This window comes from Clostridium boliviensis (assembly GCF_033342255.1).
Classification (GTDB): Bacteria; Bacillota; Clostridia; order Lachnospirales; family Lachnospiraceae; genus Lacrimispora; species Lacrimispora boliviensis.
Genome location: NZ_JAWONS010000329.1, coordinates 199,484 through 223,227, shown reverse-complemented (window position 1 = coordinate 223,227; position 23,744 = coordinate 199,484). Strand labels below are relative to the sequence as shown.

The 23,744-nt window shown below is 44.8% G+C and carries 19 protein-coding genes; 16 read left to right on the top strand and 3 right to left on the bottom strand.

Annotated elements, in window-relative coordinates; all coding sequences use genetic code 11:
- Positions 1–44: 44 nt before the first annotated feature.
- Together RZO55_RS24670 and RZO55_RS24665 are read left to right on the top strand one after the other, a co-directional pair.
- On the top strand, positions 45–1,343 hold the full coding sequence (locus tag RZO55_RS24670) for a sugar ABC transporter substrate-binding protein (RefSeq protein ID WP_318066903.1): 1,299 nt from the start codon (positions 45–47) through the stop codon (positions 1,341–1,343).
- 78 nt (positions 1,344–1,421) lie between these two features.
- On the top strand, positions 1,422–3,341 hold the full coding sequence (locus tag RZO55_RS24665) for a glycoside hydrolase family 127 protein (RefSeq protein ID WP_318066901.1): 1,920 nt from the start codon (positions 1,422–1,424) through the stop codon (positions 3,339–3,341).
- Between the two features lie 73 nt (positions 3,342–3,414).
- Here the strand turns inward: RZO55_RS24665 and RZO55_RS24660 are convergent, their stop codons facing one another.
- The gene (locus RZO55_RS24660) at positions 3,415–3,855 is read right to left on the bottom strand and encodes a hypothetical protein (protein ID WP_318066900.1); all 441 of its coding nucleotides are present in this window, start codon (positions 3,853–3,855) and stop codon (positions 3,415–3,417) included.
- Between the two features lie 176 nt (positions 3,856–4,031).
- Between RZO55_RS24660 and RZO55_RS24655 the strand changes: the two genes are divergently transcribed.
- The 3 genes from RZO55_RS24655 to RZO55_RS24645 all read left to right on the top strand — a co-directional run bounded on the left by RZO55_RS24655 (position 4,032) and on the right by RZO55_RS24645 (position 7,070).
- Positions 4,032–4,718: a response regulator transcription factor gene (locus tag RZO55_RS24655; RefSeq protein ID WP_318066899.1), complete on the top strand. Its 687-nt coding sequence runs from the start codon at positions 4,032–4,034 to the stop codon at positions 4,716–4,718.
- Positions 4,715–6,178, top strand: coding sequence for a sensor histidine kinase (locus tag RZO55_RS24650; RefSeq protein WP_318066898.1), 1,464 nt, complete (start codon positions 4,715–4,717; stop codon positions 6,176–6,178). Before RZO55_RS24655 ends, RZO55_RS24650 begins: the two co-directional genes overlap by 4 nt.
- Positions 6,179–6,242: 64 nt before the next feature.
- Positions 6,243–7,070, top strand: a complete 828-nt coding sequence (locus tag RZO55_RS24645) for an alpha/beta hydrolase (RefSeq protein ID WP_318066897.1) — start codon at positions 6,243–6,245, stop codon at positions 7,068–7,070.
- Between the two features lie 601 nt (positions 7,071–7,671).
- Here the strand turns inward: RZO55_RS24645 and RZO55_RS24640 are convergent.
- Positions 7,672–9,138: an ISLre2 family transposase gene (locus RZO55_RS24640; RefSeq protein WP_318066896.1), complete on the bottom strand. Its 1,467-nt coding sequence runs from the start codon at positions 9,136–9,138 to the stop codon at positions 7,672–7,674.
- Positions 9,139–9,306: 168 nt separating this feature from the next.
- Positions 9,307–10,179, bottom strand: coding sequence for an AraC family transcriptional regulator (locus tag RZO55_RS24635; RefSeq protein ID WP_318066895.1), 873 nt, complete (start codon positions 10,177–10,179; stop codon positions 9,307–9,309).
- Positions 10,180–10,370: 191 nt separating this feature from the next.
- Between RZO55_RS24635 and RZO55_RS24630 the strand changes: the two genes are divergently transcribed.
- The 11 genes from RZO55_RS24630 to RZO55_RS24580 all read left to right on the top strand — a co-directional run bounded on the left by RZO55_RS24630 (position 10,371) and on the right by RZO55_RS24580 (position 23,727).
- Positions 10,371–11,222: a class II fructose-bisphosphate aldolase gene (locus tag RZO55_RS24630; protein WP_318066894.1), complete on the top strand. Its 852-nt coding sequence runs from the start codon at positions 10,371–10,373 to the stop codon at positions 11,220–11,222.
- 18 nt (positions 11,223–11,240) lie between these two features.
- Entirely contained in the window at positions 11,241–12,767 is a 1,527-nt protein-coding gene (locus RZO55_RS24625; RefSeq protein ID WP_318066893.1) for a xylulokinase, read from the top strand.
- Positions 12,764–13,810 (top strand): galactitol-1-phosphate 5-dehydrogenase, encoded by a 1,047-nt coding sequence (locus RZO55_RS24620; RefSeq protein ID WP_318066892.1) that lies wholly within the window; start codon positions 12,764–12,766, stop codon positions 13,808–13,810. Before RZO55_RS24625 ends, RZO55_RS24620 begins: the two co-directional genes overlap by 4 nt.
- A gap of 9 nt (positions 13,811–13,819) precedes the next feature.
- The gene (gene pfkB, locus RZO55_RS24615) at positions 13,820–14,755 is read left to right on the top strand and encodes a 1-phosphofructokinase (RefSeq protein ID WP_318066891.1); all 936 of its coding nucleotides are present in this window, start codon (positions 13,820–13,822) and stop codon (positions 14,753–14,755) included.
- Positions 14,756–14,757: 2 nt separating this feature from the next.
- Positions 14,758–15,639, top strand: a complete 882-nt coding sequence (locus tag RZO55_RS24610) for an aldose 1-epimerase family protein (RefSeq protein WP_318066890.1) — start codon at positions 14,758–14,760, stop codon at positions 15,637–15,639.
- 20 nt (positions 15,640–15,659) lie between these two features.
- Positions 15,660–16,667 carry an aldo/keto reductase gene (locus RZO55_RS24605; RefSeq protein WP_318066889.1) on the top strand — a complete coding sequence of 336 codons (1,008 nt, stop codon included), beginning with the start codon at positions 15,660–15,662 and terminating at the stop codon, positions 16,665–16,667.
- 136 nt (positions 16,668–16,803) lie between these two features.
- Positions 16,804–18,396: a response regulator transcription factor gene (locus RZO55_RS24600; protein WP_318066888.1), complete on the top strand. Its 1,593-nt coding sequence runs from the start codon at positions 16,804–16,806 to the stop codon at positions 18,394–18,396.
- Entirely contained in the window at positions 18,386–20,152 is a 1,767-nt protein-coding gene (locus RZO55_RS24595) for a sensor histidine kinase (RefSeq protein ID WP_318066887.1), read from the top strand. Before RZO55_RS24600 ends, RZO55_RS24595 begins: the two co-directional genes overlap by 11 nt.
- Positions 20,139–21,113, top strand: a complete 975-nt coding sequence (locus RZO55_RS24590) for a substrate-binding domain-containing protein (RefSeq protein WP_318066886.1) — start codon at positions 20,139–20,141, stop codon at positions 21,111–21,113. Before RZO55_RS24595 ends, RZO55_RS24590 begins: the two co-directional genes overlap by 14 nt.
- 135 nt (positions 21,114–21,248) lie before the next feature.
- On the top strand, positions 21,249–22,760 hold the full coding sequence (locus tag RZO55_RS24585; RefSeq protein WP_439100086.1) for a sugar ABC transporter ATP-binding protein: 1,512 nt from the start codon (positions 21,249–21,251) through the stop codon (positions 22,758–22,760).
- A complete protein-coding gene (locus RZO55_RS24580; RefSeq protein WP_318066883.1) occupies positions 22,741–23,727 on the top strand; it encodes an ABC transporter permease in 987 nt (328 codons plus the stop codon). Before RZO55_RS24585 ends, RZO55_RS24580 begins: the two co-directional genes overlap by 20 nt.
- The last annotated feature ends 17 nt before the right edge of the window (positions 23,728–23,744 follow it).

Sequence of the window (23,744 nt, the reverse complement as noted above, 5' to 3'; positions counted from 1 at the left end):
TTATAATAAAGTCGTTGAAATAAGAAAATTTAAGGAGGAAAAACATGAAAAAGTTAATGACAGCCTTACTTTTTGCAGCGTTGCTTGGGGGAGCGGTTACAGGCTGCAGCTCCGGGAGCGGAGCTGTGTCAGCGACGGAGAGTGGGACACAAACTGCTAAAAACAGTGAGAATGCAGCTGAAACCGGAAGTGAAAAAGCTTCGGAGACGGAGAAGAGCAAACCTGCTGGTGACGTGACAATCTGGTACTACTGGGAGACGGAAGGTCATCAGAAAGCACTGAACCATATCATTGAGGAATTTAACGGATCACAAAGTGATGTGAAAGTACAGGCAAAGTACGTTCCATTTGCCGATTTTAAGAAACAGCTATCCATTGGGGCATCTGCAGATGAACTTCCGGATCTGGTCATTCTTGACAATCCGGATCACGCTTCCTATGCAGCCATGGGAATCTTTGCGGATTTAACCGGAAGATTCGATGTCAGCACTTATTATCCCGGACCTGTCAACTCCTGTACTTTAGACGGTAAATTATATGGGGTGCCGTTTGGAAGCAATTGTCTACTCCTTTTCTATAACGAAGATATGCTAAAGGCAGCAGGCTGTGAGGTTCCCACCACATGGGATGAACTGCTGACAACAGCGAAAGCCTGTACAACTGGCCAGGTATCTGGATTTGCACACTGCAGCCTTCAAAATGAGGAAGGTACCTTTAATTTCCTGCCATGGGTATGGTCAACTGGTGCCACTGCGTATGAAATGAATTCTGAAGGCGGTATTAAAGCGCTGACAATGGTGAAAAAGCTGGTTGATTCCGGTGCCATGACAAAAGAGGCAATTAACTGGACACAGGGGGATACCATGAATCAGTTTATCTCCGGAAACTTAGCCATGATGATTAACGGGACATGGCAGGTGCCAACCATGCGTGAGGAAGCTCCTGATTTAAAATGGAACGTTGCCCCGATTCCCATGGATAAGAAACAGGCCTCCGGTCTTGGCGGAGAAAACTATGCAGTAATAAAGGGAGGCAATGAGGAAGGTGCCGTTCAATTCCTTAAATATGCCACCAGTGAGGAAACCTGTCTCTATATGATGAATGCAATGGGATATATCTCTTCTGATTCTGTCATTGCAAAAAAACAATTTAAGGGAGATCCGGTTTATGATGCATTTGTGGAAGAAATGCAGTATGCTAATGCAAGAGGGCCATTACCGGAATGGCCGGATATTTCCGATGCCATATCGTTAGCCTTTAATGAGGTGATGACAGATTCCAGTACACCGGAGGAGGCTGCAGCGAAAGCACAGGCCGTTATTGATGGTATTATTAAGAAATAGAAATACATACAATTAAAAAGAAGTGGCGCCGGCAGTTTATGCAGACGTCACTTTGCAGAGTCAATCAGGAGGTGCAGCATGAACAAAGTAGAAATACGTGACAGATTTTTCAGCAGGTACAAAGAGTTAATCAGAACGGAGATGATTCCGTATCAATGGAAGGTATTAAATGATGAAATCAATATCACCATTGAGCGGGAGCGCAACGACGATTCCATCCCAAACGAAAAAAGCCATGTAATTGAGAATTTCCGGATTGCAGCCGGAAGAAAAAAAGGACATCATTATGGCTGGGTGTTTCAGGACAGTGACCTTTATAAATGGCTGGAAGCGGTGGCCTATACCTTACGGGAGCAGATGGATGAGGAATTAAAGAGTCTGGCGGATCATGTTGTAGACTTAATCAGTGAAGCCCAGGAAGACGACGGATATCTGAATACATATTTCACCATTGAAGAACCTGATGAGAAATACAATCGCCTGTGGCAGAGTCACGAACTATACTGTGCAGGACACTTTTTTGAGGCAGCAGCGGCTTATTATGAAGCAACAGGCAATCAGAAGGTTCTGGATACTGCATGTAAGCTGGCTGACCACATTGACTTTGTATTTGGACAAGAGGAAGGAAAGAACCGTGGCTATGACGGTCATGAAGAGGTTGAAATCGGTTTAATGCGGTTATACCGTCTGACGCAGAATGACAGATATTTAAACCTGGCCCGGTACTTTTTACTGATACGGGGGACAGACCAGGCAGTTATGGGTTCTAAGCATCTTCCTCTGACCTATTATCAGGCCCATCTTCCGGTCCTTTTGCAGGAAAACGCCGAGGGACACGCCGTAAGGCTGGTTTATCTTTGCACAGCCATGGCAGATGCGGCGGCAGAGACAGGGGATGAGAAGCTTCTTGATGCGTGCAGGCGGTTATGGAAAAGCATTGTAAACCGCCGTATGTATATCACCGGAGGAATCGGCTCCACCGTATCAGGAGAAGCATTTACTCTGGATTACGATTTACCCAATGATACCATGTACTGTGAGACCTGTGCCTCTGTGGGTCTGGTGTTCTTTGCATACCGTATGCTTTTATCAGAGGAGAATGGGGAATATGGAGATGTGATGGAGCGTGCTCTCTACAACACAGTACTGGGAGGAGTGGCACTTGACGGAAAACATTTCTTTTATGTAAACCCTCTGGAAGTAGTTCCGGGAAAATCGAGGAAGGATCCGGGGAAGAGTCATGTAAAATGCGTACGTCCCCAGTGGCTTGGCTGTGCGTGCTGTCCTCCCAATCTTGCAAGGCTTGTAGCCTCAGTGGAGCAGTATGTATTTGTCCAAAAGAAAAACAGGCTCCTGGTCAATCTCTTTGTGGAATGTAAGGGGAGCTTTGAAATAGAGGATGGCATTCTGGACATAGAACTAAAGACCGGATATCCATGGACCGGATCTTTGGAAATCAAGGTGAATTACAGCGGAACTGCCTGTGTCTGCCTGGGAATCCGGGTACCGTCCTGGTCTGACACCACTGGCCTGGAGATCAACGGGAAAAGCACAGATTCTGATGCAGAACATGGTTTTGTCTATATCAATCAGGTTTTCAAAGAGGATACCATACGACTGGAATTGGATATGGAACCAAAGCGCTGGTATGCCAATCCATTGGTTGAAAATGATTTAGGGAAATTTGCAGTTTCCAGAGGCCCTCTCGTTTATTGTGCGGAAGAAGTGGATAATGGTAAGAATCTGCACCTCATGTCCGTGGAAAAGCAGGAACCATTGGAATATGAATTTAAGGAAGCTCTGTTAGGGGGCGTGGGCGTTCTCACTGCTTCCGGATGGAAGACAGAAGCGGACAGGGAAGATTTAAGGCTTTACAGACAGGGCAATGCAGCAGAAAAGAAAGTCAGAACAAAGATCCGATGGATTCCTTATTACAGCTGGGCCAACAGAGGCGAGAATGAAATGCGTGTATGGATCAGAGAAGAAAATCAGCGTTAGAAGAAACTGCAGCCGCCCCCAGCCGGGTTTTGACCGGAAGGAGGCGGCTGTGTCAGTATCTTAAATGATTCTCTTAATTATTCCGGTATCCAAATCCATTTCCTCTGCGGTGATAGCCCATACCGGTGCCGTTACAGCCGCCTGCACCATAACCATTACCTGCGCCGGTGCCGTTTCCGTCACAGACCGCCTGTCTTTCGCGGATTGCGGCGAGCTGTGCATCTGCCTGTTCCTGGGTCAGCGTGCCGTCAGCAACTGCCTGATTGAGTCTGTCTTCGTGGATATCAGCAACTGCCTGCTGGAATTCATCTGATTTACCTGCCTCAGCGGCCATTGATCCATAGGTTTTTCCAGATCTGCGTTCTGCGGTTACCTCATCCGATGTTTTACCAGTAATACCTGTTATTGCCTCGGCAGGTGTTTTGTAAGCGGCAGCTGCAAATGAGGTCATGGTTGCGGCTGAAAGCGCAAGTGCAAGTGCAAATCCTGTCATCATTTTTTTGTTGTTTTTCATAGTTTGTAAACTCCTTTCGATTTGTGTTATTTTCCTTTCGGTACGTTCATAATAACGTTTGTATATGGCATGAATGTGTCAGAAATGGTTTTTTTCTTTGTCATTTTATTTTTTGTGCCACAAAGTTGCCTTATTTCGATGATATATTTATAATGAAATGACAGGAGGGATACGATATGTCAATAATGCTGATCGCGGACGACAGTCCCCAGTTACTAAATATTTTAAACAGTGCTGCAAGGAAAGAGGGCTTTGAAACAGTACTTGCTCAGGATGGGCAGGAGGCACTGGATGAATTTTATGCAAGAAAGCCTCAGGTTATCCTGCTTGATGTGATGATGCCGAAACTGGACGGTTTCCAGGTATGCCGGGAAATCCGCAGGCAGTCCGATGTTCCGGTTATCATGGTAACTGCCAGAGGGGAAGATTTTGAAAAGATCATGGGGCTGGACATTGGTGCAGACGATTATATTGTGAAACCATTTTCGCCAGGTGAAGTTATGGCGCGGGTGAGAGCTGTACTGCGGCGTATAGAGAAGGGCGCCGGGGAACCGGAGAAGATCCTTAAGATTGAGGATCTTATGATAAATCTGGAAAATTACAGCGTCACAATCGATAACAGACCTATACTTTTAACAAAGCGGGAAACAGACATGCTCTGGACCCTTGCAAGCGGAAAGAACCGGGCCTATACCCGTGAGATGCTTCTGGATCTTTTATGGGGATATGATTATTATGGCGATCCCCGCACGGTTGATTCTCATATGAAACGGCTAAGGGCCAAGCTGGAAGAGGCCCCACATCCTATGTGGGAGATCCGTACTATACGAAATGTAGGCTATAAATTTGAGGTGCTGCCATGAATAAGAAAATAATCTGGAGACTGGTAGCTTCTTTTGCTGCAGTGCTCCTTTTGTTTACTGCTATATTAGGAACGGTGTTTGTGTCCATGTTCCGGCAGCATACCATTGCAATCACCCGTTCTTCCATGGAAAAACGGGCTGTTTCCATTGCTGAAACGCTGGCACTTTATGAGAATGGAGAGGGGCAGGGGCCTGAAACAGGAATGGGAATGGGCATGGGCATGGGGCGCCATGGCATGGGAGGATATGGTTCCTATCTTCATTTTATAGATCAGATTGCCATGGCAACGGTGTGGATCGTGGATAACGACCGAAATCTCATCTCTGCCAGTCATGACGGGATTTCTTCCAGACAAGAACTTCCTGAGAATGCGGACAAAATTATCAGCCGGGTCCTGGAAGGGGAAATTACTTATGGAGAAGAATTTTCCGGACTGTTAAATGCGCCGACGCTGACGGTAGGTGTGCCAATCCGTACTGCTGACGGTATTTCCGGTGCGGTTCTTCTTCACTCCCCGGTCAGCGGGGTCAATGAAGCTGTACTTCAGGGATTGTCTGCGCTGGCAGCAGGAGCTTTCATAGCGCTTGTACTTGCAGGTATGGCAGCGGTGTGGCTGTCTTACCGGTTTACCAATCCCCTTCGGCGCATGAAGGATGCGGCAAGGTGTCTGGCAGAAGGGGATTATACGGCTAAAACAGGTGTTGTCCAGGAAGATGAGATCGGTCAGCTGGCTCAGACCATTGATTTGCTTTCCATACGTCTGACTGAAGCAAAAAAGCAGCAGGCTGCTCTGGATCAGATGAAACAGGATTTTGCAGCCAATGTCTCTCATGAGCTTCGTACACCGGTGGCAGTTCTGCGCGGTTCCCTGGAGGTGCTCTGGGACGGGACTGTAAATACACCGGAGGAGATCAGGGATTACTATGATCAGATGTTAGCAGAGAGCCGGCATCTGGAGAGACTGGTGAACGACCTGCTGGATTTATCGCGTCTTCAGGATGACCAGTTTTCCCTTGATATAGGTGAGGTAAATCTCTGCGATGTAATTCGGGATTCTCAGAGGGCAATCCGTCGTAAGGCAGAGGAAAAAAAGCTTCAGCTTCTGGTAGAAAGCCCGGAAGTCGAATGTGTAGTGGCTGGGGATTATGGCCGTCTTCGCCAGCTTGTTTTAATTCTTCTGGACAATGCGGTTAAATTTTCACCTCAGCAGGGGAAAGTGGGTCTGACTGTTTCAAAGGAAGCACAAGGATGCCTGATTACTGTGACTAACAGCGGAGAAGAGATTCCAGCCGAAACAATCCCCTTTCTGTTTGACCGGTTCTATAAAACCAACAGCCTTCAAAACCGTTCTGGAACGGGGCTGGGGCTTGCCATTGCAAAGCAGATTGCAGACAGGCATCATGCACAGATCCGTGTGGAGAGCAGCAAGGGTAAAACCAGTTTCTTTGTTAGATTTTAAACATAATTGCTACAAAGTGATTTCTGTAGTATGATGAATTTAAAACAAGGAAGGAGAAGGTATTATGAATGGGGAAAACAAAATAATGGAGGAAAGGATGATTTCGTCCTTCGATGGAACAAACTTAAGATTCAGAAAAAATGAGGTGGAGAATCCAAAAGCACTGATTGTCATTGCCCATGGCTTGTGCGAGCATTTAAACCGGTACGATTACTTTACGGAAAAGCTGAACGATAATGGCTACAGCGTTTACCGCTATGACCAGAGGGGACATGGAAAATCAGAGGGGAAAAAGGTTTATTTTAAAGATTTTAATGAGATGCCAGATGATCTGGGACAGATTCTTGCGCTTGCCAGAAAGGAAAGCGGCGGGAATAAGGTTTTTCTCTTCGGACACAGCATGGGCGGGGAGACAGTAACACTGTTTGGCGCAAAGAATCCGGGAATGGCAGATGGAATTATTACCTCTGGTGCGCTGACACATTATAACCACCCGGTTATGGGAGATCAGTTTCCCATTGAGGCGCCGGATGATACCTATCTGCCCAACGAGCTTGGTGATGGTGTGTGCAGCGATAAAAAGGTGATTGAAGCATATGCTTTAGATCCTCTGGTGGAAAAGGAGATCAGTACCGGTCTGATTAATCAGATTTATGAGGGAGTTCAGTGGCTGAAGGCTAATATAAAAAGTTTTTCCGATCCGGTTTTGATTCTCCATGGAGCGGATGACGGCCTGGTTGCTGCAAAAGATTCCCTGGATCTATTTGAAGAGATAAGTTCTAAGGATAAGAGTCTGCATGTCTATGCAAATCTGTTTCATGAGATCTTAAATGAGCCGTGCAGAGATGAGATTATTGCGGATATCTTACTGTGGCTTGGTAAACATATATGATGGAGTTGAATATACAATTATAAAAAAGGCACCCTGCTAACATTGTATGTAAGCAGGGTGTTATAGTATGTGGTATAAAGTAATTGCACATTGAAATGGTATATGCTACCATAATGTTATGGAATAATCGTGTTACAGGGTGCTTTGACCTCATTCTCTATTGGAATGGGGGTGATGCTTATGAAGTTTGACTTTAAGGATCTAATGACCTTTGGTCTTTTTCTTCTGGCGTTACTTACATTCGTTTTTACGTTTTGTAAGTAGCAATACATAGCAAAAACCACCCTGGTTAAACTTGGCAGTTACGGGGGTGGATATGCTACTCATGTAATGGTCAACCACCTTGTGGACGGTTGTTCCTTTTATAATTCTAGAATAGCATTACTATTAGTTCCTGTCAAGACTTAGGTAGAATTTAGATTGCGTAAATTTATCTTCGGATTTAATGGTGTAGAGTTTACCCACGATGCTCTGATAACGTATCAGGCAATGACTTGTGGCTTTAATATACATCATTTTTGCATTCGAAACAAGCCCTGAACTGGCTTGCAGAGCAATGATGACAAGCGGAGTAACTTCCTGATCTTTCCCTGGCTTTGTATCATAATCCCCAAATATGAGAATTAAAGTATACGATTTTCTTATTCTGCAGCGAGATACTATGGGATATTTGGTCGGTATATTTTCCCAATTCTCCGTGCCGGTTTCTCTCTGACCTTTGGATCGCATCTCCACTCAGTACATCGTATTCGGCACCTACTGCCTTAGGCTGCTCCTTCTTTTGGTATCTCACTAATTCCAGCATATCGCCTCCATTCAGATAATACGCCCGCAGCTGTGCCATATTTCCCGCTCCCTTCCGGCTCCAGCCCATTGGTCTTGAACTCATACGGCTTGAAAGTACATGGCTCACATGACCTTCTGTACTGCTTCCGTTTACTCCGTCCTGATGGCTTAACCTCAACTTTGCTGCTGTCCAGTTAGACAGAATATATTCCCTGGCTTCTCTGATTCTTTTTACTCCTGTTTCGTCCTCCAGATATTCTTCCAAACGGTCCACCAGCCTTATGAATTCCTTCTTTGTTTTACTTCTGATCACTCTCCTGAGTTTATCTGCTGCATCATCACGGCTGTCTTTCATATGACTCGTAAGTTTTGTCAGGTATTTCTCAAGATGAAATTCATCAAGTACATAGGTGACTCCTTCCAGACGATTCATTCCGGCTTTAATCCAGCCTCCACCATCTGCATTTAAATATATTTTTTTGACTGTTTCCAGTTCATAGTGGTTTGTGATATAGTCATTTATTTCATCCCAAAACTTTAGATTATCCTCTCCTGTATTCACTCTGCAAAAGTAATACGGATTAACCAGGCGATGACGTTTACTCTTCGGTGATTCGTTTTCTATTCCTTCGTAAACATAGACCAGTTTTGTAATCAGGTTGTTATTTTTCTGATGGTTCTCATTTTCCCGCAGATCACCTTTCTTCTCGCGCCACTGCAGAGATACATGATCCTCATCGGCATCGATATAGAGATAGTCCACTTTCTTCTTTTCTGCCTTCCCCTCAGGCACTGGAAAATTCAACTGATGAAGTTTGTTTTTTACCGTCTGCTTGCTCACTTCACTTGTAAGGCTGGTTTCTTCCCCTCCCCGCCGGTAAGAGGTTTGTACTGCCTCACGTAACAGTCTTGCTTCTGCATCTTGTGTGAGTCTTTCATTCCGCTCCAGGCCAAGGATTCTATCCAGCAGATATTCACTGGTTCCTGTCTCTTTATTGGTGAATAATGTTTTACGGAATGTGACAGTTCCCAAAGAAGTCACCAGCTGCTTTGTTGTGTGAGACTCTACAATCCAATGCTTTAATCGGATAGGGCTGTCCTGAAGCATCTGATCCATTGCTTCTAAAGAATCCTGTATCATTCGTAGCCCCAGGTTATGGAGCTCTGCAGTCATACTGATTACGTACTCTGCCATTTGCAGCGGGTTTTTCATAAAATTATCTTCGAGTTTTTCAAATCTGTTGATGCATTCTTCCTCAAAATATCGTATACTGTTAATCATAGAGAACACCAATCCTTTGTTTTGTATTAGTTAGTCGCTAAATACTTTATCACAAAGTGGTGTTCTCTTTTTTATTTATTTTCCATTATCCGAATAAAACTTTACGCTAGCGTAGAATTTAACAGTCGGAGTGGAATGTCCGTAGAATCAATTAATTCTCCCTACTGCCTATTTATCCGGTATCATATTCTTCTTCCTGTAATTGCTTGGCGAGATCCCGTAATATTGCTTAAATGCATAGGAAAAGTGCTGAATGGAAGAGTAATTCAACCGGTCGGAAATTTCCGATATTGTAATGGCAGCATCATTTAAATAGATCTTTGCCATAGACATCTTTGCTTCTGTTTTTTTCTGCTGAAATGTTTTCCCATAATAATCCTTTAAAAACCGTTCGGTCTGACGCACACTTAAGCCAAGCCGTTCCGCCAGATGTTCCATGGTAATGGTTTCATATTCATAAAGAAAGCTTTCTTCCACAATGATGTATTTGCTGTCTACCAGATTGGACGGAGAAAAATGAACCTTCGACTGAGCCTTATATTCATAATTTCGTACGATTTTAACAACGCATTGCTGGAGGAGGGCCTCCACTAAAATCATGTATCCCGTATACCTGTGCTCCAGTTCAAAAAAGATCTGCTGCATCAGCGGATACAGCTCCTGGGTATCCTGTCCGAACCAGAAATGGGTTATCTCGAATTTAAAAGCCACCGTATCTGCCTCAGGCTGTGCGTGGGTGTTGTTTTTCTGCAGTTTAAAATAGATACAGTACTCCGCCATGGGATCATTCTTTAAAGGAATCTGTTCATGCTCCACGTGAGGACCCGTCATGTAAAGGGTATTTGGAGTAATATTATAGATCTGATCATCAATATTCACTTTGCCATGCCCATAGGGGATATAGTGGATTTCAAAACTGTTATTCCCATGGCTGTGTCGTGGCATAGAACGGAGAAAACGCTCAAATACAATGTTTAAGACAAGAAATGTGGTTTCATTGATCACTATTTTTATATTTAAATCTTTATATCCCGTCCTCATAATTATCCCCTCCAATATCCTTCTCTCTATCTTACTTTAACAGCATTAATTATTCAAGTCAAGGAATGTTCGACAACACGACATACAGGCCAGTCTTCTGTCTGGTTCCCCTCTAATTTTCCCAAACAGAAACGGTATAATTATAAATGTAAAGAACCAAATGATCGTAAAATTGTTAGGAGGAAAATATTATGTCACTGGTTACATCGGAACAAATGCTTTTGGATGCTCAAAAAGGCGGGTACGCCGTAGGTGCTTTTAATGTTGAGAATATGGAAATGCTGAAGGCGGTGGTGGCTGCAGCAGAGGAACTACGGGCTCCGGTTATGCTTCAGACCACTCCGTCAACGGTAAAATACGGATCACTGGAAACATATTATGCCATGGCAGCAGCAGAGGCTGAGAAGGCAACTGTACCGGTATGTCTTCACTTAGATCATGGCAGCAGCTACGAGCTGGTTCTTAAGGCAATCCGTGCAGGATATACATCAGTCATGATCGATGGCTCCCACGAAGATTTTGAGAGCAACATCGCTATGACCAAACGGGCCGCAGATGCTGCCAGAGCCTGCAATATCACAGTAGAGGGCGAGCTTGGGAAAGTTGGCGGCAAGGAGGATGATCTGGAAGCAGAAGCAGACAACAACACAGATCCCATGCAGGCAAAGGAATTCGTAGAACGGACAGGAGTTCATTCTCTTGCAATTGGAATCGGAACCGCACACGGATTTTATGCAACCACCCCGGTTTTAGACAAAGAGCGCATCAGTGAAGTCAAAAAGCTGGTGTCTGTGCCGCTGGTACTTCACGGCGCCTCTGGTTTAAGCGACGAAGATGTAAGAGAATGTGTCAGCAGAGGAATGTGTAAGGTAAATTTCGCTACTGAGTTAAGAGTGGCCTATACCGATGCAGGCAAGAAGCTTTTAAAAGAAAATCCGGACACCTTTGATCCAAAGAAATTAGGCACAGCAGGAATGGAAGCAGTAAAGCAATTCGTTAAGAACCGTATTCTGGTCTGCGGATGTGACCATAAAGCGGACTGATTTTATCAGGAGGAAAACATGAAACCTTATTTATTGGGGATAGACATAGGCACCAGTGCCTGTAAGATTGCCGTTTTCGATAGAAATGGTACCGTTCTGGAAGCCGCAACCGGGGAGTATGAGGTTTATTATCCCCAGACAGGCTGGGCAGAGCAGGACCCGGATGAATGGTGGCGGGTGATCTGCAGCACCATGAAATACATATTTTCCAAATCACAGATAAAGCCGGAAGAAATCGCAGGAATCGGAATTGACGGGCAGAGCTGGTCAGCCATAGCAGTAGACAAAGAAGGCAGCGTTTTAACCAATACGCCCATCTGGATGGATACCAGGGCCGATGATATCTGCCGGGAACTGAGTGAGAAAGTGGGAGAACAGCGGATATTTGAAGTAGCCGGCAATTCCCTGCAGCCATCCTACAGCACTGCTAAAATTATCTGGTACCAGAGAAATATGCCCCAGGTGTATGAAAAGATCCATAAGGTACTCCAGTCCAATAGCTACATTGCATATAAACTCACCGGTCAGATGACCCAGGATATTTCTCAGGGATATGGGTTTCACTGCTTTGATATGCATACCGGAACCTGGGATGAGGGGATGTGCGAAGCACTTGGTATTCCGGTGCATATTCTTCCGGATATCCACCCCTGCCATGAAGTGATTGGCACGGTAACGAATGCAGCTGCTGCTCAGTCAGGGCTGGCAGAGGGAACGCCTGTAGTAGCTGGTGGTCTTGACGCAGCCTGCGGAACCCTTGGAGCCGGAGTGATCCATGCCGGGGAAACCCAGGAGCAGGGAGGTCAGGCAGGAGGAATGAGCATCTGCATCGACAGCTACAAAGCTGATCCGAGGCTGATTTTAAGCGTTCATGTTGTGCCTGGTAAATGGCTGTTACAGGGCGGCACAACCGGAGGCGGCGGAGCCATGCGGTGGCTGGAGAAAGAGTTTGGCGCATTTGAAAGAGAAGAAGGCAGAAGAACTGGAAAAAGTTCTCTGGATCTTTTCAACGAAGCAGCCAGAAACGTCCCTCCAGGCAGTGACGGACTGATCTTCCTTCCCTATATGGCAGGGGAACGTTCTCCCTTATGGAACCCATATGCGAAAGGCGTTTATTACGGAATGGATTTTGGAAAGACTAAAGGTCATTTCATACGAGCTGCCATGGAGGGAGTGGCCATGTCCTTAAGACATAACCTGGAAGTGGCAACAGAGGCAGGAGCATCGGTTGATGTATTAAGAGCCATGGGAGGATCAGCAAATTCTCTTTTATGGACTCAGATTAAGTCCGATGTGACAGGCAAGCCTGTGATCGTTCCCTCTTCTGATACAGCTACGACTTTGGGAGCGGCAATCCTGGCCGGGGTCGGAGTTGGAATTTATGAAGATTTTGAAGAGGCAGTAAAGCTGACTGTGGAGAATAAACGGTATCATGTTCCCAATCAGGCTGACAGTAAAACATATGACCGGAATTACCGGAAGTATTTAAGCTTATATGAACATTTAAAGGATATGATGGTTCAGGAAGGAGAAAATGAGTCATGAAAGCAGCAGTTGTTTGTGCAAATGAAGACGTAAGATATATGGATTATGAGGAGCCTCAGGCAGGTCCCGGACTGGTAAAGATCAGGGTAAAGGCATCTGGTATCTGCGGATCTGATATTCCCAGAGTGCTGCATAACGGAGTACATTTTTATCCCATTGTTCTGGGACATGAATTTTCCGGAGATGTAGTGGAAGTCGGAGAAGGAGTTACATCAGTAAAACCGGGAGACCGGGTTTCAGGAGCACCCTTAATCCCCTGTATGAAATGCGATGACTGCCAGAACGGAAACTTCTCTCTTTGCAGACATTATAGCTTTATCGGTTCCAGGCAGCAGGGAAGCAACGCAGACTATGTAGTAATTCCGGAACAGAATGCAGTTGCATTTGATAAAAGCATCTCCTATGAGCAGGGAGCGATGTTCGAACCTTCTACCGTTGCCCTTCACGGTCTGTTCCAGAATGACTACCGGGGCGGCGAGTATACCGCAGTTTTAGGAGGCGGAACCATCGGTATGTTCACCATGCAGTGGGCGAAGATCTTCGGAGCCAAAAAAGTGGTGGTATTTGATATCAGTGAAGAACGTCTGGAGCTTGCAAAACGTCTGGGCGCAGATGAAGCAATTAATACCACAAAAGAGGGATTTAAAGAAATGGCAATGGCTCTTACAGAAGGAAAAGGCTTTTCCTATGTATTTGAGACGGCGGGACAGGTGCCAACCATGCAGATGGCATTTGAACTGGCAGCTAATAAAGCAAATGTCTGTTTCATCGGAACTCCCCATGTGGATTTATCCTTTACTCCTTCCATGTGGGAAAACATGAACCGGAAAGAATTTAAACTGACCGGATCCTGGATGTCTTACAGCTCCCCCTTCCCTGGAAAAGAATGGAAGCTGACAGCTCATTATTTTGCCACAGGACAGCTGAAATTTGATCCTGGCTTTGTTTATAAAAAGATGCCCATGAATCAGGCGCAGGAGGCATTCCAGCTCTTTAAGACACCGGGTCTGGTAAAGGGAAAGATTCTTTTGGTAAACGAATAGGAGGAAGGTATGATACTGACCGTAACATTAAATGCCGCCATTGACAAACGGTATGTAATTGATGGTTTTTCACAGGGGGAAGTAAACCGTGTAAAATCCTGTTCCTATACACCGGGAGGCAAAGGCTTAAATGTATCAAAGCCGGCGGTTATTGCAGGAGGCAGCGTTGTGGCAACCGGTTTTGTAGGTGGTCATGCAGGTGATTATATTGAAGAAGCGTTAAGCTCCTTTGGAATCACCAGTGCATTTTACCATCTCAAAGGAGAGAGTCGTTCCTGCATTAATATCTGGGATGAAAAAAACAAGATCCAGACAGAATTTCTGGAACCTGGTTTTGCAGTGGAGGAGGAAGATTTTCTTTCGTTCCTGGAACATTTCAAAAAGCTTGCGAAAGAGGCTGAAGTTATAGCAATATCAGGAAGTGTACCCCGGGGACTTGACGGCACAGCTTACCAGAGAATGGTTAAGATAGGAAAAGAAGCAGGAAAAAAGGTGATTTTAGACACCAGCGGAAATCTGCTCAAAATGGGCATTGAAGCTGCACCTTCCATGATTAAGCCTAATTTAGATGAGATCCGTATGCTGACAGGAAAAAGCTGCGACAGCCTGGAAGAGATGATCGAAGCTGCAAAGGACATTCATCAACGCGGTGTGGAGATTGTAGCTGTTTCCCTTGGCTCAAAAGGTTCCTTCGTGGTATGCAGCTCCGGTATTTACAGAGCCAGAGTGCCTAAAATAGATGCAGTAAACACGGTGGGATGCGGTGACTCCATGATTGCAGGTTTTGCTCTTGGACTTTCCAGACAGCTTCCTATGGAAGAGATTTTAAGAAATGCAAGTGCTGTTTCAGCAGCCTCTGCATTAAGAGAGGAAACAGGCTTTTTCCTGATGGAAGACATGGAACAGTTGCTGCCGCAGATAGAAATCACAAGAATCGGGGGTTGAAAATGAAATACTCATTAAAAAATGAACGGCTGGAAGTGGGATTCACCTCCCTGGGAGGTGCACTTACATCTATTAAGAACGAAGCTGGTGTGGAGTACTTATGGCAGGGAGATCCCCAGTTTTGGAGCGGGCAGGCTCCGGTCCTGTTCCCCATCTGCGGCAGCTTAAGAGACAACAGGGCAGTCACAAAAGATGGGAAAGTAATCCAGATGCCAAGGCATGGAATAGTCCGCAGGGAAGAATTTAAGCTGGAGTCAGAAAAAGAGAACAGCATTTGTTTTTCCATTTCAGAAAATGAAGAGATGATGGGAAAATATCCTTATCCATTTACCCTTACCATGGAATACAGGCTGGAAGGGAACAGCATTCATGTGACATACGGAGTAACAAATACAGGGACAGAGGATATGCCTTTCTTTATTGGAGGTCATCCGGCGTTTCGGTGCCCTCTTTTACCAGCAGAAAATTATGAGGATTATCAGGTTATCTTTGATGCCAATGAAGAAAAGACTGCACCTGCACCAGACTTAAAGACAGGGCTGGTTGATATGGGACACAGGAAAGAGATTGCCTTTGACGGTACCGTTCTTCCTCTCGCCCATTCCCTTTTCTATGAAGACGGCATTATATTTGACAAGCTGAAATCGAAAAAAGTAACACTCTGTCACAAAGAAACCGGACATGGAGTGGAGCTTGAGATGGGGTCATTTCCCTATCTGGTCATCTGGTCAGCTGCCAATGACGGACCGTTTCTTGCATTAGAACCATGGACCGGGCTGTCCACCTGCAGCGATGAAAATGATGTGTTTGAAGAAAAACGAAATGCAGCAATAGTAAAGCCAGGGGAAGAAAAACGGCTGAGCTATATGATCACAATCCTATAAAAGAGAAGGAGAATATGACAATGAAAGAATCTGTAAATCCGGCATTGGTGCCAAAAGTGAAGTTATACACAGGAGAGGAAATCCCCTGTGTAGGTATGGGAACCTTCGGTTCCGACCGTTTTACTCCAGATGAAGTATCTGCAGCTGTTGGGGGTGCGATCCGCTGTGGATACCGCTTGTTTGACTGTGCGGCATGTTATGGAAATGAAGATCAGATCGGTGAAGTATTCCAGCAGGCATTTGCAGAGGGAGTAGTGGAACGAAAAGACCTCTTCATTATGACAAAGGTATGGAACGACATGCATGAGAGAGTAGAGGAATCATGTAGAAAGAGTATTGCAGACTTACAGTGTGAATATATGGATATGTTCTTTATACACTGGCCATTTCCAAATTATCATGCACCTCACTGCGACGTAGATTCCCGCAATCCGGATTCCAGACCATTTTCTCCGGATGAATTTTTAAGAACCTATCGTCGATGTGAGGAACTGGTTAAAAAAGGACTGATCCGCAACATCGGTATTTCCAATATGACCATTCCAAAGCTGGAAGCGGTTCTGCCCCACATGAACATTATGCCTGCAGCGTGTGAGATGGAGCTTCACCCCTGTTTCCAGCAGCAGAAGCTGTTCGATTATCTGGTTGCTCATAAGATCCAGCCCATTGGTTTCATGCCATTAGGCTCTCCCCAGAGACCGGAAAGAGATATGTGTCCGGAGGATGTGGCAGATTTACAGACACCGGAAATGAAGAAAATTGCAGCTGCTCATGGCGTTCATCCAGCGGTTATCGCTCTTAAATGGGCCCGCCAGAGAGGACAGATTCCGATTCCTTTCTCTATTCATGAGATGGAATACGTAAGCAACTTAAAAGCAATGACAGAAGATCCGCTTACGGCAGAGGAGATGAGCCTGATCGCAACCTTAGAAAGGAACAACCGTCTGGTGAAAGGGCAGGTATTCCTTTGGGAAGGTGCAGGTGACTGGCATGACCTCTGGGATGAGGACGGCGTAATTGTAAAATAACCAGATACTAACGAAACAGCCGGAATTTTTGGAGCACAGCAGATTACTTCAGAAATTCCGGCCTTATTGATATTTTCTTTTCTGTAAACTGAGCATACTTACTGTAACACTTAATGAGATTTGAGGGGATTATATTATGTATAAGGTATTGTTGGTTGATGATGAAATTCTCATACGTGAGAGGATTTCTCAAAGGATACCATGGGGATCACTGGGGTATGAACTGGCAGGGACATGTGAAAACGGGAAGGAAGCTATCGGTTTTATGGAGAAGGAGCCGGTAGATCTTGTGCTTACAGATATTTGCATGCCTTATGTCGATGGTCTTGAACTTGCAAAGTATTTATATGAAAACAGGATACGAACAAAAGCGGTAATTATAACGGGATACGATGAATTTGAATATGCAAAAAGAGCGGTGGAATACCGTGTGCTTTCTTATGTATTAAAACCGGTAACTGCGGTGGAACTGATCGAAAAGCTGAAGGACGCAAAAAAAATCCTGGATGGGGAAGCGGAAAACTTAAAAGTCAGGTCGTATTACGAAGGAAGCTATCCCTTATTAAAAAACCAGTTTCTGCTTCAGCTGGGACAGGGGCGGGTCCATGAAGACCAGATCGAGGATAAACTAAAGGAATTTCACATTGATTTTACAGGGGAATGCTATTGTGCAGCAATACTGTGCCCTCGGGAACAGACTGAAAAAAAGGAATTGTCCTTGATGGCGGATTTAATCCGGAAACAATGGACAGAAGATGTTCTTGTGACGGAAGATGATGACGGTCAGATCCTTCTTTATGTGAAGAAGAAAAACAGCTCCCAGATTAAGAAGGAGATGGCAGTGATCTGCAATGAGTCAGCACACACAATCCTTCAAAAGACAGGCAAAACCATGTACTGTCTGATTGGCACCTGTGTATTTAATTTAAACGGGCTCAGTTTTTCCTATGAAAAAGCCATGGAGATGAAGGAATATCTTTATCTGGAGAGGGAACCGGGAATCTATGAGTGGGACAGATTTCAAAAGTACAGGCTGGGTGCCCAGGGGGTAGTAAATGAAGGAGAACGGGAGAAACGGGTTGTCCTGGCAGTCAGAAGCAATCTGGAAGAGGAGATAAAAACGGAGCTTTTTCATATCAGGGAAGAATGCAGAGCTAACTGGGTTACAAAAAACAAGGTTGTGGTGATTTATCAGAGTCTGATTCTTGCAGTAATGAATTTCCTGGAGCGGCTGAATCTTGTAGAAGACGGATTCTTCTTAAAAGAACAGGAGATCATTTCAGGACTTTTTGGCTGCTCCTACCTTTCACAGATGGAGGAAAAGGTGCTGGATTTCTTTCATACTGCACTGGAACTGGTAAACAGCAACAGAGGAAGTTATGGAGAGCATCAGGCAGTCGCTGCACTGGAATACATTAACACCCATTATTCCGACTGCAGTCTGTCCCTTCAGGAAATCTGTACAAAGCTGGCAATCAGCGTCAGTTATTTCAGCTCTGCCTTTAAAAATTATACGGGTATGACTTTTGTGGAAGCATTAACGAAAAAGCGGATGGAAAAAGCCATGGAGCTTCTGGAAAATACGAATTTAAAGACCTACCAGGTTGCAGAAAAGTGCGGATACAACGATGCCAACTATTTCAGCGCGATTTTTAAAAAAACGACGGAAAAGACTCCAAAAGAATATGCAGGCTTAAGAAAGAACCGGAAAGGCACCTATGAAAATTGAAGTCAGGTTTAAAAGTATACGGACCAACATGATCATATATTTTTCTCTCCTGGTTCTTTTAACCGTAATTGTGTTCCTGTTTTTTTCCATACGGTTTACCAAAAGCAATCTCATGAATAATTCGGAGAAAAACAGCAGGCAGCTGATCGAACAAGTCAATTTCAACATTGAAAATTACATTGACTACATGGAAAATATCTCCCAGGTCATTATGAATAACCGGGATATAACCGGATATCTGTTTGATGATAAAAAGGAAACGGGAGAGAACTTAAAGGAAGCATTTCAGACCATTCTTCACGCAAGGACGGATATCTATAACATTGCTGTCCTGGGAGATAATGGGAGATATTTTATTAATAATGGAAGCGACAGCCTGAATATACGGGCACGGCTTAAGGACAAGGAATGGTATCAGGATGCGAAAATGGCGGAAAGCAAAATTCTTATTTCCTCCTCACACGTACAGAATCTGGTAAAAGACGATTATAAATGGGTGGTAACTCTAAGCAGGGGAATCCCAAATCCGGCTACCGGCCGTGTGGAGGGGCTCCTTGTTATTGACTTAAATTATGACGTTATCAATGATCTGTGTGAATCCATCAGTCTGGGAAATAAGGGGTATGTTTATATCCTTGACGCGAAGGGAGAAATCGTCTATCACCCCCAGCAGCAGCTGATCTTAAGCGGGGTAAAAAAGGAGCTTTTAAAAGAAGTATCAAACAGCAAAACCAGTCTTTCCTACACTGATGAAAATAATGAAAATAAGATCTATACACCCTTTCATTCAAAAAAAACCGGCTGGACGATTGTGGGGGTGATTTATACCTCAGAGCTGGCTGGCAACGAATCTGCCATGAAAAACACGTACAGTGCAGCAGCGTTCGTTCTGATACTGCTGGCAAGTCTGTTTGCAGTGTTTCTGTCGGCGAAAATTACGGAGCCGATTAAGCAGCTTCAGGCTGCCATGAAGGAAGTACAGGAGGGGAAGTTTCAGCCGGTCAGCATTGAAGCAGCAGGTGAGGACGAGATCTCCAGTCTGACACGTTCCTTTAACCGCATGACTGAACGGATTGACGAGCTGATGAAGAAAAACAGCAAGGAGCAGGCGGAAAAAAGAAAGAGTGAATTAAAAGCGCTGCAGTCCCAGATCAATCCTCATTTTCTTTACAATACCCTGGATTCCATTATCTGGCTGATTGAAACGGAGGATTCAGACCAGGCCATAAAGATGACCTCTGTACTGGCCAGATTTTTCCGCCAGGCAATCGGCAATTCCAATATCTATGTGACTGTGTGGCAGGAACTGGAATATACCAGAAATTATCTGCTGATCCAGCAGATGAGATATAAAGACAAGGTGGCGTTTGATATCAGAGTTGATTCGGAAGTTATGGAGTGTGCCATTGTAAAACTGGTATTACAGCCTCTGGTGGAAAACGCTCTGTATCATGGACTGAAGTACAAAACAGAGCAGGGCAATATTCTTATCTGCGGGTACAGGCAGGGAGAAACTGTGATACTAAAGGTAATGGATGATGGCGCTGGGATGACCCAGGAGGCTCTGAACACGATTTTCCAGAAAAAAAACGATCAGAAGCATAACGGAGTGGGAATGAAGAATATTCAGGACCGCCTTAAGATGTATTATGGACCTGGCTGCGGCTTAAGTGTGGAAAGTAAGGAAGGGAAGGGGACTACAGTTACCATAACCATACCTTACCGGTTGATGGAGGACCTGAATGAAGAAACATAAAAACGGAATATTATTGATTCTTTTTTCTGCCATGGCGGTTTTGTTTTTGTCTGCTGTTTTTCTGTTTGATGAACTGGGGGAGAAAAAAACGGTGAAAGTCGTTTTTATACCCAAGGTTCAGGATAAGACAAATGACTTCTGGATGTCCATGATATCCGGAGCCAAAAGTGCTGGAAAGGAATATCAGGCGAATCTGGTGATTCTGGCTCCGGAAGAGGAAAATGATTATGAAACACAGGAAAAATATATTGAAGAAGCTGTGAAAATGAAGCCGGATGTCATCGCACTTGCACCCATACGCTACTCAGAAATGACGGACTGTGTAAAGAAGATAACTGATGCGGGAATTAAGCTCATACTCATAGATTCCAAGCTGGATAAAGATCTGGAGGAAACTTACATTGGTACGGATAACAGAAACGCAGGGCTGCAGATGGGGCAGAAGATGAAAGAATACGTGAATAAGGATACGAAGATTGCCGTGGTCTCCCATGTGAAAGGCTCTTCCACTGCCATAGAGAGGGAGGAAGGGCTGCGGGAAGGTCTGGGCGAGGATCAAAACAGGATTCAGGCAGTTCTTTACAGCAATTCCGATTATAACCAGGCATACGAAAAAACCATAGAGCTTATGAAAACACATCCCGATATCACCCTGATCGCCGGCCTGAATCTATATTCCACAGTAGGGGTTGCAAGAGCCATTAAAGAGATGAATCTAAGCCATAAGGTTCATGTGGTGGGTTTTGATAATGACATTGAAGGAATTCAGTATTTAGAAGAAGGAATCATTGATACCCTGATTGTACAGAAGCCTTTTAATATGGGGTATATCGGGATTCAGACTGCGGTGGAAGCAGTGCGGGGGAAAAAGTCCCCTCAAAATATCTATTGCGATACGGAGGTGATTACTGCAGATAATATTTATACAGATGAGAATCAAAAGCTTCTCTTCCCCTTTTAAAAAGTAAAATCTTCTTCTTTTTTTGTAAGATCCTCTATATTAGAAAATTTCAATTCCGATATAATGGAATCATGAGAACAAAACATATGGATCAAAACAAAAAAAGAAGCGGAGAGTGAGAATGTGGGCAGGGTTATGCTGAGAATGAAGGGAATTGACAAGTCCTTTCCTGGTGTACATGCTTTGGATCACGTAGATCTGGAGGTAAAGGCAGGAGAGGTCCATGCGCTGATGGGGGAAAACGGGGCAGGAAAATCCACTCTGATGAAAATTCTTACAGGCATCTATTCCAGGGATTCCGGTACCATAGAATTCGAGGGGCAGGAAGTGGATTTTGCCACACCAAAAAAGGCCCAGGAAGCTGGAATTGCCATTGTCCATCAGGAGCTTAATATGATGAATCACTTAACAGTGGCCCAGAATCTGTTTATTGGCCGGGAAATGATGAGGGGAGGATTCATCAGTGACTCCATGATGAATAAAGAAGCTGGAAAGCTGTTTGCGCGGCTGAATATTGAGATCAATCCTTCAGAGGTGATGGGCAATTTAACCGTGGGGCGGCAGCAGATGTGTGAAATAGCGAAAGCAATTTCCAGAGAAGCCAGGCTGATTGTATTTGATGAGCCGTCTGCAGCGCTTACGGAGACAGAGATCGAAGAACTGTTTAAAATTATCCGGGATCTGCGTTCCAAAGGAATGGGGATCATCTACATATCCCACCGGATGGATGAAATTAAGGTAATCACGGACCGGGTAACGGTTATGCGTGATGGTACGTATGTGGGTACATTGACAACAAAAGATTGCACAAAGGATGACATCATCAATATGATGGTAGGCCGGGTGATTTACGAAGATCCAAAGCAGGAGTCCAGTGTGAAAGGGGATGCCCCTGTTGTTTTAAAGGTGGAGCACTTAAGTGCCGGGAAAATGGTAAAGGATGTGAGCTTTGAGCTGAGAAAGGGAGAGATCCTGGGCTTTTCCGGATTAATGGGAGCTGGAAGAACAGAAGCGGCCAGAGCAATATTCGGGGCGGATAAAAAAGACGGTGGTGAGATCTTCATCAATGGAAGAAAAGTGGATATAAAGTCCACGGAGGATGCTGTAAATCAGGGAATCGGATATTTATCAGAGGACCGGAAACGTTTTGGAATTGTAGTTTTTAAGTCTGTTGCGGAAAACTCCACCATGGCTTCCCTTTCTTCCTTTATGAAGGGAATCTTCATTGACAAGAAGAAGGAGAACCGGCAGGCAGAGCATTACGTTCATCTTTTAAATACCAGGACTCCGGGTGTGGACCAGCTGGTGGTGAATTTATCAGGAGGAAACCAGCAAAAGGTGGTAATTGCCAAATGGCTGATCAGAAACTGCGATATCCTGATTTTTGACGAACCTACAAGAGGAATTGACGTAGGTGCAAAAAGTGAGATATATCACCTGATGAATGACCTGGTAAAACAGGGGAAATCAATTATTATGATCTCGTCGGAGATGACAGAAATTCTTCGTATGAGTGACAGGGTCATGGTAATGTGCGAAGGACGCATCACCGATGAAATCCCAATAGAAGAGGTGTCGCAGGAGCGGATCATGGCTGCAGCGACCATGAGAAATCAGGAGGGCAGCAATGGAAAAACTGAAAAATAACCCGCTTATTAAGGCAATAGGAACCCAGAGGCTTGTGGCTCTGCTGGCTTTAATCGTAATCTACCTGGTATTCGGAGTCATGAATCCCAGATTTGCAACCTATAACACCATGGTGAATATCTTTGATGCGTCCTATTATATTGGCTTCATGGCAATTGGCATCTGCTTTGTAATCGCCACAGGAGGCATTGACTTGTCCATCGGAACCGTGTTAACCATGTCCGGTCTGGTGGCAGGATACTTAAGTGTAAATAAGGGATTTCCCATATGGCTGGTGATCATTATCTGTATTCTGATCGGAACGGCATTTGGAATTATAAACGGTTTCTTAGTTGCCAAGCTGGGGTTGCCGCCCTTCATCGCAACGCTTGGAACCATGATGCTGTCTAAAGGAATCGGTTCCATCATTACAAGCGCCCAATCGATCACCTGGAAATCAGGTTCTGATCCTGAAGGCTGGTACCGCGCCATATTTAAAATTAAAACAGAAAGCGGACTCTTAATTCCAACCGGATTTTTGTTTCTGATGGCTGCTGCGGTTGTCATGGCAGTGGTAATGAACAAAACCAAAACCGGCCGCTATATCTTATCACTTGGAAGCAACAAAGAAGCGACCCGGTTATCAGGAGTGAATGTGGATAAATATTTAATCATCGCTTATGTCATCAGCGGTACTTTTGCAGGAATTGCAGGTCTTGCCTATTCCACAATCTATTCCACACTGCTGCCTGGAGGCGGAGCCGGATTTGAGATGGATGCCATAGCAGGAGTTGTTATCGGCGGAACTTCCATGTCAGGCGGTATCGGAACCATAGCAGGAACCATGATTGGTGTATTTATTATTTCCGTATTAAAGACCGGGCTTCCATTTGTGGGACTTCAGACCCACTATCAGCAGGTTGCCACCGGACTGGTAATCATCGTTGCCGTATTTGCCGATGTTTACCGCAACAGGAGAAAGAGCTGAGAGAAGTGTAATTCGTA